The organism is Rheinheimera oceanensis, from assembly GCF_018831085.1.
Taxonomy (GTDB): domain Bacteria; phylum Pseudomonadota; class Gammaproteobacteria; order Enterobacterales; family Alteromonadaceae; genus Alishewanella; species Alishewanella oceanensis.
In genome coordinates this window covers 671,839-688,579 of the sequence record NZ_JAGPNM010000002.1, presented here as the reverse complement: position 1 = coordinate 688,579, position 16,741 = coordinate 671,839, and the positions used below count along the sequence as shown (strand labels likewise).

Below are 16,741 nucleotides of genomic sequence, written 5' to 3'. Positions count from 1 at the left end.
TTGATACTTAATGCATATCAAATATAGCCAATTAAGTTTTTCGATGAGCTATGGAGGGAGTTCATATTTTCTAAGTAGCTCATTGAAACCTTTCTTTTCAGTGGCGACACTGTTTAGAATATCAGTTCGGAATATTCTAGAGCGTACTTCTCTCTTGATCACAGATAAAGCTGAGCTACTACACCATCCACTAATTCATCATAGCTGATTATGTTTATTCCTTGGAACTCCGACATCATTTCTCTTACTTCATCAGTATTTATATCAAGCCTTCTACCTATTACGAGGGTAACTGTAGGTCTATCGACCATTATCCCGTACTTTTTGTGTACCTCCTTCCGATGCGCCGGGGTGGCAAAGTACCGCTGATATGCCTTAGCTTGTGCCAGATGCGTGTTGAACCAACTGGCAAACCGCCTTCTGTTATTATTCCCTACAATAATCGGCTTTGTGACTCGGGGAAGTTTGAATTCAACTATATCGCAAAATCCATTAGTTTTTTCAATAAAGAAGTCTGGGCGAATTGATTCGTTTGAGCCATCAAACTTTGAGCAGATTAATTCGGTGTGGATATCTTTGGCGCCAAAATTCATAGTTAGTATGAATTTGTGGCTATCCTTTTCAAGGAACCGAGTAATCGTCGTTTCCTTTGTAGAAGAATATCCCCAAAGTTCAATGAAACGGTTTATTGTTTTAAACTTTAGTTGCTCGTAGGAAGTAGGAATGAAAAACTTTTTTAAACCAGCATTTAGTGCAGCATTGTCAATTAAAGAGCGACTGGAATAAATGCCATTAATTTCACCATTATCATTGAATGTTAACCTGTATGGAATTACTTCCAGCCATTTTATATGACATGATGAGACGCCAGAACCTGTGGCGTTGTGAAATATAAATATATTTTGAAAATTATATGCTCTATCAACAGGGATTGCATGCTCTTGAAATCTCAAAATAAGTCCTGTCGTGTTGAGTTCTTCAATACGCCAGCCAAGATTTTTTAGTTCTGTGAATGAAGATTCTGAAAATAAGAATCCTCGCCTACTTATGTTGCCAGAGATCACTTCCAATGATACTGTTGCTTCAATTTCATTATTGCTGCTCGATTTTTTAAGATCTAGCCCTGAAACAGCACTAAATACATATGTTTTCTCATTCTCTGAGAACAGTGCTTGATGAATGAATTGTGGCTTGGATTTTGCCATCGGATTTTTTTTGTGAGCATCCCCCTCGAATGATATAGCAATATGGTTGTTAAACCAGTAAAAAGTTATTATTTTAGGAGAGAGCAGAAAACCTGGGATGTTATTTTTGAAAGTGCTGTCTTTGTCACATAGATCTCTGATGGCGTGAACGAAATAATCAATAATAATATTTTCCATACTGATGCAAGCATGTTTTCCAATTTTCTTTTCCATACTTCTTTCTCAGCTCTAATTAAACTAGATAAGTGGGATCTTGCAATTTGATCGACACTCATTAATCTATCTAATATTGTAGGGCTCAATAAGAGCGCATTCTTACAAAATAAGGTTGAATTTCTTTGTTGTCATTAAGTTGCATGTAAGTTTTTAAAGTAAATGCGGTAAAAGCTTTATAGTTATATCTTGATATTAAATGGTATTGTATTATTTAATACCTACGAATATCATAATTTCGACTTGAGGTTAATCTTGTATCTTTTTTTTACTGAAAATAAAATTTAGCTCTCTCAGTTTTTTTTCAGCAAGTGGTATTATCATTTCTTTTACTTCTTTTCTTTTTGCAGATTCGGCTAATCTGCCTATCGCTTTCTTAACAATATGAATGCAAGCATTCAGATGGTCTAATCCCATATCTTCCATATTTATAAATTCACCATTCCTATCTTTCCAAATTTCTTCAGGTACGTGATTTTCTATATCAATAAAATGGAAGTCATATTTTAATTCATGATTAATTGACTTTTTGATGATGTTATTCATATTCAATGTGTTCTCCGGGATTCCCAGTGTTTTGCAAAACACTATTTTAACCATCTGGTTTTAATTAATATCTAAGTAATACTGTTCTATTCTTAATGTGATTTCGGAATTGTATTGCGTAATAAACAACGTGAATAAAACCAATTATACAATATCAACTTATTTTTGGAAGTTAAATAGTGAATAGTTCCTAAAAATTATTAATTTACACTTTAATCAATGTTAAAGTGTAGCTCAATAGTTATATTGATAACAGCAAAGTCGCATAGTATTTTTGCTAAGCCAAAAGTAATAGTGTTTCTTTTTTTAGTGCATGTCCGTGTTTTTCTGCATAGCTCTTGGCGACCACAAAGCTACCATCTACACCCTCAGATGTAATCCACCATACCTTTTCCTTTGCGCGGGTAATTGCAACGTAAGCCAAACGCATCGCTTCTTCACTTTGTGATTCATCAAAGGTTTTACTAAAGCCAGCGAGCTTGTAAAGATAGTTTTTTGCATGGTGCTGATTGTCGTACTCACAATCCTCAACCAATAAACAGTATCTTGCCTCAAGTCCCTTACTGCGGTGAAATGTCTGGAACTGAACTTTAATTTCAACACCGCTTTCTGTTTTCGTTTGGACTTTTAGATTTTTTTCATACATTTTTTTTAAGCTGTCTAATACATTATTTGTCTTGGCCATCACTAGGAGGTCCGTATCTCGTCCGGGCTTATTTTCATCAAGTAGTTTTTTCTGAATATCTACAAGAAGTTCCGATGCAGGAATTATTGTAGTATTTATGCCTTTATTTTTTGACGCTGGTGATTGTTGGAATGAAAGTCTAGGTCGGTTGTCATTGAGTTGGCACTTACCAGCCTTCTCGAAGTCTCTCTGATATTTAAGACAACTCTCCGCCGTGTCAACGATAGATTGATAACTTCTATAATTCTGACTCATAAAAACTTTAAAAATATTCTCAGATGGAAATCTGTTTTCATAGTCAGATAAGAATTCTGGCGAACTACCTCTCCATCCGTAAATGGATTGGAAGTCGTCACCTACGCACATCAAAGAGGTCTTAATCCCTTCTTGAGTAAGAGTACGTAGTGTAGCTTGGACCCACTTAGCTACTTCAGGTGATATGTCCTGAAACTCATCGATGATGATGTTAGTAAGGCTGTATTTTACTTTGGGAGACAACGCTTTGAACGCTCGGTTATGAGGTGTGGAAAATGTTTGAAACATATTATTGAAACGAATGATATTTTCCTCAGCAAGAACTTTGTCGAGCATTTTCCAAAATGGCCCCACAGCCTCAAGCAACAACTTATCAGTTTTGCTCATTTGGGTTTTTCCAGTATGAGGAGCAAGATGTTCTGGTTTCACACCAACACTTTCTGAGAAGGTAGCAATTTCAAAGAACACGTCAGTGATAGGTTTAAAAGTATAGTCACCGTCAAACTTTGCGCTGAATCTCGGACAAGCCATATATTCTTGATCTGCTTCTCGATTTGTAGATGCGTTGCTTAGTAGACTTTCGAGAGCTGAAACATCCTGCTGCTCTGTTACAACAAAAACTCTATCGCTAGCGTAATTCACTCCAATAAATGCTTTGCGTTTTGCTAAGGCGCCTATCCCTTGCTTAAAGCCATCAACATCAAGCTGTCTGTCCAAATTTTTATTTTTAAGTAATGTTTTGTTTGGTGCATAAATAATATGAATATTGTGGGCAGGATAGTAAGCATCACTTGTTAGAATTAACTTGTTGAAATCGGATCTGCTTAAATCGAGCTGTTTTCCAGGTTTAGCATTTTCATTTAAATTAAAAAAACCTGACATGAAAGGGACTAGTTGTTGTTCAAAAGCGTTTGTTTTTTTTATTATATTTGGGTCTAAGCTTGGGTCATTTTCTCCCATCTTTAATTTAAGTTTTTCTAGAATTAAACTGTTTATTTTTCTTCTAAAGGTGCTGTCCTCGCAATAGCATCTTTCAAGCGCCTCAAAAAGTAAATCACTCTGAGCGTTATTTAACTCTGAAACAACTACAAGTTCTTCATTAGCTTTTTTAAGTGCAGCCTTGTATTGGGCTTCGTCATCTTTAGATTCGAGATCTTTGTCAATTTTGTCTTTGAGAAACTCAAAAATTCTAAACTTCCCCTTCATAAAAGAATTTTTCGACATCTCCAATACTTTCGAGTGAAAGGTTCTTATGATCTGTTCACTTTTATCTTTCGTTACTTCTATCCCATTAGCACTGAAGACTTCAATGAGTTTTTCTCTGAAATCACTTACCGATGCGCGTGTAAATGAGAATACGGTTAATTGTTCTAGCGGAACTTTACATTTCAGATGTAAAAAGAGAAGGCGGTTAATGAGCGATGTTGTTTTGCCTGAACCTGCACCAGCAATAGCCAGTGTATTTCTGGATTGAGAGAATATTAGCTTTATTTGGTCCTCGTTGGGCTGCCTGTCTTTTGGTTTGTCGCCAAAGACCTGTCTGTGAAACGAGATAATGTCTTCCCTTTGAAAACTTATGAGTGAAGCTGGAACTACATGATCTTGATGAATTTCACTATATTCTGGCTCTTTCGCATATGCATGTTCTATAACAGAAGTAAGCTCATCCTTTGCTTTGGTGTACCCTAGTGCGTATCCCAGCTTACGATAGTGGACTTTAAATTGGTCAGCGGTGTTTTTTCTCTTCGCTCGACTAGTCAGGTTTAACTTTTTGATGATTTTTTTGAAATGAAACAGCCAATTCATTTTTGAAATTCCTTTGATACTTAGTACAGTGGAGCATATTATAGCGACGCTACCGCTTTTACCGCTTATTTCGGATATGTTGGTTACTATGCTTTGCAAAAGCATGAATTGCCACCAATACATTAAACACGTTTTAGCCTTTTGAATTGCTTCTAGTTTACTGGCAACCTTTCATGCAACCAATGGTGTGCTGTTTACTAATGTGGCTTGTTATGCATTTTTCGGTGGATACAGTTCGAGAGACAAGTAAAATAAAACTGACTCTATGTCACCCGGCAAAATATTCTTCCCTGTTTCTCGATATACTGCCTCAGACTCTTGCCTATATAGTTCAAACATTTCTGATGACAGCTCTGCGTTGATTACGTCATACTTTTCTCTTAATTTTTTTCTGGATCCTTTTTCAGCATTAACAACCGCAGCAACACGCCAATCTACCACTCCATACTTTTCCGGATATATTAGACGTAGTACTGAAGAAGCCATCTTTTGTCTGGCAGAAGAAGTATTAGCTCCTTCCTTGACACTTCCCATTCCCTTTAAATAATTAAGGTGGCTAAGCACTACTACATCAGGTTCATTCCTAGCAATAGATATGTGAACCTTAGTAAGAGCAATTACGATAGAAGCGGCACAATTTTTTGCCACATGTCGCTGATAATATGGATTACAATTATCAGCTTCCATGCCATATTTCCACTCTTCTATTTCCAAGATAAATTCTTTTATAAAATCACACTGTTCACCCGTTGGCAGAGTATGCTTTTTAAAAATATTTCTAACTCTTTTACCTTTGGCTACGAGTAACTTCGTAGCTTTGAATGACTCAGTTTTTTGAATTTTATCAAAGCGTTCCAAATACTCTTCAGATTTAATAATAATTCCAGACATAAGTTCCCTTTGATGCCTAACATTCTAACATCGCGTATGCGCCTTTAGCGCCCTAACTGAATCGACCAGAGTTGTCTAGACACTTATCTATTCTGCACTTTAATATACATTAAAGTGCAGATTTTGCTCTGTATCAGAGAAATTCTGCAAGTTCTGTATCTAACTTAGATAACTGCGAGCAGCTTGTCACTACTTTAGTTAAAAATCACAATTATGCAATGTAATCAATTGCTGTGTTGATACCCATTGTTAAGCAGCTAATTAGTCGTGTGGCAGAAATCTAAACATTGCAGGCATCGCGTAATATAGAAGAGTTCTATTTTTGGCGTCAGTTATCTTTAGGGGGCATTACCAGTTATGCGATCAACATTCAGAAGCATGCTTTAGCAAATGTTATTAATATAGGAGATTCAGAGATGAAATAACCAATAACGATTGCAACAAGAACAAGATATGGCCCGTAAAACCTAAATGTCAATTTAACATCAACGCTATCATCTCTTAATGTTTTGTTTATCCCATATGAGCCATAGCTATTACTTATCAAACTCGCCTCTATCTTCTCTGAATGTGACACAGCCTTTTGAAAAGCGACCCAATGGCTTTTTGCAACATTAAAAAAAGTAAAAGTAATGAATAGACCAGCGAATAGATATAGCCATATGTCTATGTCCACTCTCTTGTGCGCAGCTCCTATAGTTAAAGCTGTAATTAAGCCCATAGCCCAGCTGAATATTTTAAAGCACAGCAGTTCTTGTGTTGTAATAATTTCCTGAGTTAGTTTGAGTTCATCTTTTGCATCTGCATTCATAATTCTAGTCCACACTAAGGCTCTATACCAACGTAATATCTCATGACCAGACAACATTTATGAAAGGTATAGAATATTTTTTATGAATCTGCAAACTTTATGTATCAATCCTACAATTAAATATAGATCAGTGCGGAATTCTATTTGTGATTTTCACTATCTACTGGACTTCCCCAATCTCATAGGCACTCGTTAACCTTGTTGAGATTGCAGGACGTCCAATAATTACGCAACTCAGCTGGTGAAAAAGGCCCATATCCGTTTTCTCTTAGCCACTTCAGACTAACGCTTTTGGTTTTGATATCTCCAGCAACAACGAGATAGAACTCCCATTTCGATAGATCCATTGCGTTCCAAGCATCATAATTTTTTTCCGTATGGAAACAGAAACAGTAGTAGTCTGACTTGAGTGCCCCAAATTCCTGGCTGTGGTTGTCAATTGTGTTTTTAGCAATCAAACCCGAAAACCGGATTTTATTATCCGGTTGAAATACGACCTTGGAAAGATCTTTAGTAGTACCATCAGGATTCAATGCCTTCCAAGACTGCCAATATGCACTGGCTTTAACTTCAATTCTAACCCCATCCTCACTTTTTAGATCGCTGTCGGCCCATAGGTAGCGTCTAGTACTATTGAGCCCCAAAATTTTTGCTACCAACCATTCTGCGAATATGCCCTTGTTCACATCGTCGCATAAGTCCGAATAAGCCCAAGATAAGTAGTCAAGCATTTTACCGTGAAGTGGAAGATCTGAATTGAGTAGTTCGTCATCTAAGCTATTTAATTTGCTCATAATACATATAGCGCATTGCGCTAACTAACTCCTGAGTTTAATACTTTCGCTTTTTATGCATCTACGACAACATGAATAGTAATCAAAAAAAATTTGAACTTGCAGCTCTAAGTGCTGCTATCAGCATATTTGCTCTTTAATAGATGTTAACGTTCAGAATTATCACTGATTTAGCAACATGCTGCCCTGCTTGTATCTAACTTAGTTAATTTTCATTAGACTGTCACTACTTTAGTTAAAATTTACATTAATGCAACTATAGTGGCTACTAAGCTCTACTAACGAAGTTAGGCGTTTTTCGACATACCAAAACTGGTTTTGGCGCTACCTAAACCTTTACAGCCAAGCTATTTTTCAAACAATTGATTGACCGCATAAAAATCTTTCCATACTATTTGGTCGTCTAGCAGTCGGCTACTGAGTCTGATACTCAAATTTTTCCGGCCCTCGCAATTGCACAGGGTGATTTGCTGCCAGAACGGAATATTCCGGTATACCTAACATATAAATCTGAGCCTAGAAATTTTGGAGCAAAAAATGTGCAAAATAGATGCGGCATTAGCCGGCTTATCTCTTGATGAAAAATCAACTCCTGAAGAACGCTTCAAGCAAGCCCTTGATGAATCAACCGTCAGTGACACTTTCAGCGCTTTACTAACGAAAAATTTCGCTACGAACTGGCGAGAATCTTTGGGTGAAGTCACCTCTATAGAAAAAGCCTTAGCAGCAACTAAACCTTTTGAAAGCGATCTCGAAAAGCTTGTAGCATTCTTAAAATCTGATGCAATGAGTTTTAAATTTGACCTTGCTGTCGCCTGTTTTTTACAAGATAACTCTATAAGCGAACGTCACCCAATATTCGAATTTGCAATTGACGCTGTACGAGCATTTTGCAGCAACTCTCCCTTTAGTTTGTATGAATCCGGACTGGGAAAAGACTTAGGGCTTGGCAATATGCTCTTTGTCTCAATTGTCTATGGGAATGACTATTTCACAGAGAATTTTTTCAATACTCCAACTCTTGAATCGTTAAGTCCTGAAAAGAGAGCAGATACGCTTTGGCGTTTTTTCTGCGCGATAGTTTGCCGAAGTGAACATACGCACAGAATCCAGCCAACTGAGTTGCGTCTTGACGCGAATGATCTGTCGGCGATACTTAATACGCGTTTTCGTGAGGGACCACCAACCCAACAAACTTATCGCTTTTTAAAAGGGATGGAATTTTTGAAAGCATGGGTTGAGTATGACGCTAAGTTGGGACTTATCCATACTGTTCATAATCCACTTTTTGACCAAGTTACAATAATGCTTTATGGCCTGCAATCGATAGCGGTGGACTTCAAGGGTGATGAACGCGAAGCTCAGTTTCATTCATGGTTAAAAGAACAAAGAAAAGTTTTTGAGCTACTGTGCTACACCAATGTCGATTTAAGCAATGCCTCAGATGATATTCAGAATCAGTGGGCTGAAGGACTGGAAGCTCACTACAGTTCACACTCCTCAGATTGGAGAGAACTTGCTCATCTGCCACAAAGCGAATGCAACGAACGGCATTTAGTAAACCAGCAGATATACCTGAATGAATTAATGACCAAACTCTCACCATTAAATCATGAGGTTTGGATGCAGTACACCATTGATAGAGATATTAATGACGCTCTAGAAAACAGTAGTTACAAGGCAACTCGCCGGCTAGAAAAACAGTGTAAGTGGTGTTTTGGGGCTACATACAAACCTTGGCAATCACTCTTCTTAAAATCGCTGCAAGCATTGAGGATCGAGCAGCAACTGAATGTGCTATCGCTCGTGGCTCCATTCCCGGATTTCCCGAGAAATGTCGATACGGATGAGGTAGTCGCGTTTTGGCGCGAGCACAAGCAGTGGTGGAACAACCTATTCTTTAACTTGGTTTCAATAAGCAATTTCCCCAAATACTTATTACCTACCTGGACTATTGCAGCTCGAGATAGTCGCAGTGCTGCAGAATTACTGCCATATATAGACAACAGTATTGGCTTTTTACGTGGTGAACTGAGCAAGGAAATTGCTACCGAGAAACAAACGAAGGTCTATCAAGCACAGTTAACAACATTATTGGGGTGGATGGACGAGGTGAATCAGCAAAAGTCGTTACGGCACCGCCTTATGCTTATGAGGTCGTCACAAGTTTCGCTTTCCGATGAGGGCCTTAATTATCGTAATGGTCAGCCTGACAGCTTGTGGTATAAACCCCTTAAGGAGCTATGCAGAGATCTTTTTAATTTTGAACGACGCACAAGTCCTGAGCAACATTTAGTCACAGCGTTAGAGACTTTTTATATAGAATTCTCAAAACAAATAGCAGAATTTTGCCTGAGTCGGTTGCGCCTGCGCAAAGGTGAGAAAGCCAATGATGGTCAGTATGATTCAACTCAAACCGTCGAGCAGTCCTCGGCCTGGCGACAAGGGTATTTGAAAGTCCTGAGTGAAATTGGATATGACTTGAATGGGCAAGTCCACAAAACAGTTAACTTCGTTAAGCAATCAGACCCGGATCCAGATGTACGTGCTATTGCTAAGGAAGCTTATAAAACGGTTCGACGCCAATCATCACCAACACAAACTTTAGAAGACATAAAACGCGGAATCATTGCCGCTGAGTGGTGGTTACTGCTTTGTCAGCGTCAGGAATTAAAATTACCTATTGACCATGAAGCTGCTGTGCAAACGCGCCGCAAGCTCTTACGTAATCCATAATTAAAACTTCAAAACATTTGGTGTACTGGATCTTGATGCTCCTACTCTGACATAACTGTCCGCCAAGTAAAAACTTCACAGCCTGCTCTCAGTAGGCTTAGTTAAGGAGTATACGAATGGCAACCTATTGTGCCGACAAAGACGTCGATAAATTTATCAAGACCCTAATCAAACAGGGATGGGAGTTCACCAGAGGTAAAAAGCATGGCAAATTGACGGCAGATTTTACTGCACTCACTATCGTCATTTCCTCTTCACCCAGTGATAGACGATATTTAGTCATCCTTAAACAATTAATAAGACGACATAACTTACAACCATACAGTCACAGATTTTTTGCACTATGCAAAAGTTCTGACTGACGTCTATGCACCTCAGTTTTGCAGCTTCCCAATTATGGTGAAGCTGCGAATGAAATTAATCAAATCAAGAGCAGGTAAAATCGGCCCAAACGAGATTAAGAAACTTGAAACTACGGTGATAACTGGCATGCTTAAAGCACTAGAAAACTCAGATGCTCTGGCTCAAATCCTTTGTCAGTTGAATGAATGTAGAGGGATTAATAATTCATCCTTCAAAAGCTTTACACATAGCCGCCTTATCTCTGCACTCCATTAAACGATAAATTCATGACCCATATACACTTGTCAGATATGCGAATTATCCTCTACTTTTTACACTGTCTGATAAAATTTGATTAATTATCTGCGTTCTAATATAAGTAGTGTGTAAATGCCCAGCTCTTCAAGGACTTACCTTATGGATGAAAAAATTGCTGTTTATAGACTATTAAAAGTACGGGACCCTTGGGCAAGTTTGATTTTAAGCGGCCATAAAACTTGGGAAGTAAGAGGTAATAAAGTCCCTGAAAGCTGCTTCGGAACAGTAGGAATTACTAAAAGCGGCATAAAAGGCGAAAGTCTAATCTATGGTGTGATAGACATAGTAAGGTGTAGCGGGCCTCTTACTCTTCAAGAGCTGGCAGCCGGTTTTAAATTTCACAGGGATGAAGAGGATACCAAAAAACTGCCTTATAAAAATACTTATTCTTGGATACTTAAAAATCCTCGATTGTTAAAGAAACCGGTTAAATACTGCAATAAGCCGGGTACGATAATATGGGTTAAATCAGAGCATTTATTTTCTGCAGAAGATTTTGTCAAAGAATCATCGTATAGAACTTTAATTCCACCATCCTTGAGCGACAGAAAGAAATTTCTTGAGTCTTTGATTGAAGATCTGAGTTTCTTCGGTATTGAACTTGAGATATTAAATGCAGGTAAGGACGGACTTCTAAGCTATAAAGACATTGATGGTGATAAAGAAAGCGCAGAACAGAAGAGGAAATTAAATAACGGCTTTAGACAACTTCAAGCTAAAAATAGAGAGTTTAATGCAGAAAAATTAATTGAAATAGAAAAAGAATTGCATAATAAAAAACTTCTATCTAATCAACCAATGCCTTTAGAAAATCTCAATCTTGTAATTGAGCCAGTATCAACAGAGTTTGAAAAAGACATTCATTTCTACGTTAGACAGCATCAAAATATCCCGAGTCATAGGAGTATTGGAAAAACATGCGACGCAATTATTTACCATGAGGACAGTGATGGAAAGCATGTTGTTGGCATCCTGGGCGTTGGTTCTACTGCTTACTCTAGCGGAGTAAGGGATAACTTATTCGGGTGGCCATTGTCCAATTCCAGTGAAAAATCGGCAAAAGACAAAAAAGATAAAGCTTTGAAATCTATCGTCCAACTGAATTGTATTGCCGCATCTCCTCCTTATAACTTACTTGGAGATATCAGGCTCACCAAGCTCTTCGCTTTATCCGTTTTCTCAGATGTAATCGTCAATCATTACAAAAAAACAAGGCGTGCACCTCTATTAGCAGCAATATCATCTGCAGGTTTCGGAGAACACGCTCATTTATTTGACCGGACTTCGTTGAACTCGTTACTTAGAAGTGTGAAACAAAAAAATCCAATATTTGGCAGCCTTCACCCAATTCTTATTGAGAATGATAGAAATCAATCTGATGCACATTCGCATTGGTTCAACCCCTCATTTAACAACGGTAGCAGGAGAAACTCTAAACACTGGATTTTTCAGAGAGAAGCTATTACTAAGGATAGCCCTGTATTAATGGTGTCGGAAGAGAGTATGGATATCGCTAAGGCGCTCTGCAATGGAAGCACTTCCTTTAAAAAAATGAACTCTGCAAAGGCAGCTTTAAATCGAGCGTTTAGTTTCTGCGGGATTTCAACAAGCATATTTCCTACCGTGAATAGGGGAATTTACATTGGACTTTTGAGAAATGATTACATAAGCAAATTGGTTCAAGGTAATATCGATGACAATGAAACTCCTGCGTCCATACCCTGGAACGACCTTTTCGAGTGGTGGAAAAATTCGGAATTAAAAAGATTGCAGTGAACAAGGAGAGTAAGATGAGCTTTGTTATAGTTTGGGACACATGCCTAGAACCTGAGTATTATGCAGATCTACATAACGTTCTCGCTAGTCCTGCAGGAACCGTATTACGGTATGACTACTCGCGGAAGTACTTCGATCCCGAAAGTTTGAAACTATTTGATAAACTTAGAAACAAAAAAATTGACCATATAGAGGTATTACTCTGTTACGGTGAACAGTCTCAATTCGACAAAGCCAAGTCTCGCATTAAAGAAGACATAGCAGTTATCGTACCCTTTCGACTTGGAAAAGTGAAATCTGCCAAACAAATTGAAAACAATGAAGATCCAACCAAGTCGAAACTAATATATGATATTGAAATACTTGGTTACCCAGATTTGCAGTCTTATAGGTTTTATGAAAAAAAATTTAGGACAATAATTGGTGACAGAAAACCACTTAAATTTTGGCATACATATATAGAAGAAAACTCATTAATTGAAAAACTTTTAAATGAAGCAACTAGAGACGAAGATAATTGGTCACTAATTGTTGAAGAGCTAAAAAAGCTCCAATTTTGCGGAGATTCATTTTGGAGGATTGACTTTTATTACGATTTTTTGAAGACAAAAAAAGTAAAATTCTTATCTAATCAAGACAGAAATAGCTCAACTGTTAGCTTTTTAGAAACATATGATGAAGCTAAAATATTTTTAGACATTCACTACATAAGCTCACACGACAGTCAAGTTCAAAATAGAGAGCTATTGATTGAGAGCTCTGAAAATATTATTCCCAACAAGAAGCGCATTAAGCTAAGGCCTTACTCGCAGACATCGTTTCAAGTTAAAGCACTAACAAAAAATCATATATATAATGAATTTGGTTCGTTAGAAATTGAAACAAAAGATGATTCTAAAAATACTTCGGTTTATGCCACCGGAGCGCATTTACGATTTGATATTTTGACAAAGATACATTGGCCAAAAAAAATTGCAGGCATATTCTTTGGGATATTATCTGTACCAATAATTTTAGTGTCATCTAAGTATCCAATCATGAAAAAAACGGCTGAACACGTAGAAGAGTTTGACTGTAATACTGCATTTTGGGTTTTCATTGCTCTAATAATAGGCACTTTAATGTTCGTTGTGAGCGGGGTTATACTCAGAAAGGAATTTAGCATTAAATAGAAAATTAATTTTAACTTATGTAAACCACCATAATGGCACTTTAATATGCATTAAAGAGCAAATTTTGCTCTTATTTAGAGACAAAGTGCTGCATATGTATCTAACTTAGTTAACTTTCAACATGTTGTCACTACTTTAGTTAAAATTTACATTGTCGTAACTATTGCAGATTATGCAGACGAGCGCGTGCTAGCTTAAAGCTCGTCAGATAGATAAGTAACATGCTTAGTCATGTTGCAGCAGAGAGGGGTAAGAGCAAAGCCCAGTCTGGCTGGGCTTCGAATATCAGGTGTTATTTCTTAGTCAGGATTTCTTCGCCATTAGCTGCTGCCCATTCATTCCAGGCATCTACCTTAGAGTTGTAGTTATCTAAAGCTTGTTCAGAGGCATCTGCGATCAATGTATCAACTTGTTTAGCGTATTTTTTATCGACCTTGGATATTGGCACTACATCAACACCACGATCCTGCAAACCTTTCTTCATTGTGTGAGTGCGCAGTAAGTGTAGCTCGCCGTTCTCGACATAGAAGTACTGGCTGTCTTTGTTTATAGTCTTAAACTTTGGCTTAGTTGGGCGTTTATCAACTTTTTCAGAATCTTGTTGCAGTTCTGCCACAGCATCATTATTTAATTTGTAGCCTAGCTGTTCTAAGGTAAATCCCTGGGATTTTGCCAGTTGCTCTAACTGGTTAATCACCTCAACTTCGTTCTGCCGTTCAGCTATGATACTGTTTAGCGTTTCGATTACTTCCGTTAGTTTAACCAGCGTCAGTTCCTTTGCTGCTTTTTTTAATTCACGCTTATCTAATAAAATTGACATGGTTGTTTCCTTCAATAAATCAACCATAGAGCGTAATCAATTTCTCAATTAAAATAAAGATTTAAAATATCTAGGATGCCTATTATTAATTTATTTATTCAGCGTGTATTAATAATCTTAAACTACTTGCATGGAATTTATTCACTTAGCCGCATATCAACTTTCTAGAGCTTGCTGTTATGGTCGTGTGTTTGTTAACACCTTAGTGGTATTCATTAAAGTTTGGTCGGAAATTGGTCATAACACGGTAATAAATGGAATGCACGATGCCGTGTAGTTAATCAAAAGAAGGCATCACAATGAAAACCACAATTACCTTTACGTTAGTAGTACTGTCTTTCGTCTTTACCGGTATGGTATCCGCTGCGAACTGTGCTTATGGCTGCCCGACTGGTAAATCTGGACAAACAATTGAACGTCCTATCTACACCTTACACAACAATAACAGCACAAAATTCGCTAACTGGGTCGCTTACAAAGTGACTCAGAATACGATTGATGGCCCAACCCGCACCCGTACTTGGAAAGCTGACCCTGACATTAACTCTGCCTACACCCTTGAGCCGGCAGATTACACTGACGCCAATGCCGTGCTGGGTACTGACCGCGGCCATCAAGTGCCGCTTGCCGCATTCAGTAATACCGCTTACTGGGCGATGACAAATTACCTGTCTAACATCACACCACAATCTGCCAACCTAAACCAAGGCGCATGGGTTAACTTAGAGACTGCAGTAAGAAACCTGGCCCGCACGGGCCAGGACGTGTATGTGGTTACAGGTCCACTGTACGAGTGGTATTTTGGCACACTGCCTGGCGCAGATGAGAGCCATACTATTCCGTCAGGTTATTTTAAAGTGGTTATTACGGATAACGCAGGCTGGGTTGAGGCTTCCGCATATATTATGGAGCAGAACCTAAGTCGTTCTGCCAGCTACTGTCCGCGTGAAGTCACCATTAATCAGGTAGAGTCCCGAACCGGCCTTAATATAATGCCGAGTTTACCTTCATACAAAGAGCCCGCGGTGGAGGGGCAGGTTGGTGGTCTGAAAGCTAAGCTGGGTTGCTGAAAAATTGAACATGGCCCTAGGGATTTTAGCCTTGGGCCATCGTTAGATGAAGCACTTACACTGAACTTAAGATATTCATTAAGTTGTAGTGGCTCATATCTGATCTGACAGTTTAGCCTATAGGTTCCAATCTAACCCGACAGACAGTTATGAGCGAAAAGCGGAAGTTAATGCCAAAGCGTGAGCAACGCTAAGTAAAAGTGCCACGCGTTGCGCATCTCTCTTAACCAGTTTGTTAGGGTTATTTTCCGAGAATTTCTTCGGCTGTAAACTTATGATCAAGAGCATTTTCAACTAACTTCTTGTATAAGAAAAATTGTTGGCTAGCATACTTCAAACCATATAACTCTTTGATATAAAAAAATTGTTCAAAGTTACTTTTGTAAAAATCAAGTAGCCTATTAGCAGTTTCCAGCTCTTTCGTAGCTAGTGCATATTGTTCACTTTCAGACAATGGCAAAGCCTTAAATAAGTCAATGCTATATCGCCATGGATTTCGTTCTTGCTCATATTTCCACATGGTTAAGTAGCCAGAGTACTCATAAATTTCTGTGATCTCATTATCGTATTTAGGGTCGGCGATCAGAGCTGAAGTAATATCTGAAAGTGATTGAATTTCGTTTCCTAACAACTTTCTAGCAGATTTGAGTATACTGTTTGTAATTTCAGCTTGCTTCTTTATCGGGTCATAACTGTTGGCAAACTTGATTTCTTTTTGTTCAGCTTGATACACACAATCTTTCACTTCATGTACAAATTTAGAATCAGCGATTTCTTGCGGCAAACATGCATCACTGTTTGTAACAAGTCTTACACCTCCCGACTCAAAGGCTTTTGCCACTAAGCGGGAACAAAACTGCCTTTTCGCATCCAGTTTTGTAAAAACTTTAGCGAACGCATTGGCAGCACTAACCTTAGAATATGAGGCTCCAACTTGTAGCCGTGCATAAGTTAATGCTTTTTCTATTGCAACAGGATCGTCCACTCGCACAACTTTTACGTATTGAGGCTCATCTATTAGTAAACGTTGTGTATTACCAGAATGAACCCCATAGAGATCAGAATGAATATAGCTCGATTCGCTAACATACAAAATCGCATGTGAGTATTCTGAGTTAGTGATTCTACAAATAAGAGAGCTGTTCTTTTCATTCGAACGAGTGAGAATGATGTCTCCAGGAATCAATTTTGATCTATCTAATAGGTACACAATACTCCCTAGAAGGATAACGGCAAAAGCAGCTTCGCGGCACGCGTCAGCTGCCTTTTTTTGTTAGCTATTTTGATTGTTGCCGTTTCCT

At 38.1% G+C, this 16,741-nt stretch carries 13 protein-coding genes; 5 read left to right on the top strand and 8 right to left on the bottom strand.

What is annotated here, in order from left to right; translation table 11 throughout:
• Positions 1-158 precede the first annotated feature (158 nt).
• From J3B89_RS07730 to J3B89_RS07705, 6 genes are all read right to left on the bottom strand, one after another.
• Complete coding sequence (locus J3B89_RS07730; RefSeq protein WP_215396936.1) at positions 159-1,418, bottom strand: Shedu anti-phage system protein SduA domain-containing protein; 1,260 nt, start codon at positions 1,416-1,418, stop codon at positions 159-161.
• Between the two features lie 249 nt (positions 1,419-1,667).
• A complete protein-coding gene (locus tag J3B89_RS07725; protein ID WP_215396935.1) occupies positions 1,668-1,964 on the bottom strand; it encodes a hypothetical protein in 297 nt (98 codons plus the stop codon).
• 277 nt (positions 1,965-2,241) lie between these two features.
• Positions 2,242-4,710 carry a UvrD-helicase domain-containing protein gene (locus J3B89_RS07720; protein WP_215396934.1) on the bottom strand — a complete coding sequence of 823 codons (2,469 nt, stop codon included), beginning with the start codon at positions 4,708-4,710 and terminating at the stop codon, positions 2,242-2,244.
• A gap of 210 nt (positions 4,711-4,920) precedes the next feature.
• Positions 4,921-5,601 carry a hypothetical protein gene (locus J3B89_RS07715; protein WP_215396933.1) on the bottom strand — a complete coding sequence of 227 codons (681 nt, stop codon included), beginning with the start codon at positions 5,599-5,601 and terminating at the stop codon, positions 4,921-4,923.
• Between the two features lie 370 nt (positions 5,602-5,971).
• Positions 5,972-6,412, bottom strand: coding sequence for a hypothetical protein (locus tag J3B89_RS07710; RefSeq protein WP_215396932.1), 441 nt, complete (start codon positions 6,410-6,412; stop codon positions 5,972-5,974).
• Between the two features lie 179 nt (positions 6,413-6,591).
• Complete coding sequence (locus tag J3B89_RS07705) at positions 6,592-7,206, bottom strand: hypothetical protein (RefSeq protein ID WP_215396931.1); 615 nt, start codon at positions 7,204-7,206, stop codon at positions 6,592-6,594.
• 537 nt (positions 7,207-7,743) lie between these two features.
• Between J3B89_RS07705 and J3B89_RS07700 the strand changes: the two genes are divergently transcribed.
• From J3B89_RS07700 to J3B89_RS07685, 4 genes are all read left to right on the top strand, one after another.
• The gene (locus J3B89_RS07700; protein ID WP_215396930.1) at positions 7,744-9,942 is read left to right on the top strand and encodes a hypothetical protein; all 2,199 of its coding nucleotides are present in this window, start codon (positions 7,744-7,746) and stop codon (positions 9,940-9,942) included.
• A gap of 411 nt (positions 9,943-10,353) precedes the next feature.
• Positions 10,354-10,560 (top strand): hypothetical protein, encoded by a 207-nt coding sequence (locus J3B89_RS07695; RefSeq protein ID WP_215396929.1) that lies wholly within the window; start codon positions 10,354-10,356, stop codon positions 10,558-10,560.
• A 141-nt stretch (positions 10,561-10,701) separates the two neighbouring features.
• On the top strand, positions 10,702-12,378 hold the full coding sequence (locus J3B89_RS07690; RefSeq protein WP_215396928.1) for a Druantia anti-phage system protein DruA: 1,677 nt from the start codon (positions 10,702-10,704) through the stop codon (positions 12,376-12,378).
• Positions 12,379-12,392: 14 nt separating this feature from the next.
• Positions 12,393-13,550 (top strand): hypothetical protein, encoded by a 1,158-nt coding sequence (locus tag J3B89_RS07685; RefSeq protein ID WP_215396927.1) that lies wholly within the window; start codon positions 12,393-12,395, stop codon positions 13,548-13,550.
• A gap of 292 nt (positions 13,551-13,842) precedes the next feature.
• Here J3B89_RS07685 and J3B89_RS07680 read toward each other — a convergent pair whose 3' ends face one another.
• Positions 13,843-14,370, bottom strand: a complete 528-nt coding sequence (locus tag J3B89_RS07680) for an H-NS family histone-like protein (RefSeq protein ID WP_215396926.1) — start codon at positions 14,368-14,370, stop codon at positions 13,843-13,845.
• A 299-nt stretch (positions 14,371-14,669) separates the two neighbouring features.
• Between J3B89_RS07680 and J3B89_RS07675 the strand changes: the two genes are divergently transcribed.
• Complete coding sequence (locus J3B89_RS07675) at positions 14,670-15,440, top strand: DNA/RNA non-specific endonuclease (RefSeq protein WP_215396925.1); 771 nt, start codon at positions 14,670-14,672, stop codon at positions 15,438-15,440.
• Positions 15,441-15,681: 241 nt separating this feature from the next.
• Here J3B89_RS07675 and J3B89_RS07670 read toward each other — a convergent pair whose 3' ends face one another.
• The gene (locus J3B89_RS07670; protein WP_215396924.1) at positions 15,682-16,650 is read right to left on the bottom strand and encodes a YiiX/YebB-like N1pC/P60 family cysteine hydrolase; all 969 of its coding nucleotides are present in this window, start codon (positions 16,648-16,650) and stop codon (positions 15,682-15,684) included.
• Positions 16,651-16,741 lie beyond the last annotated feature (91 nt).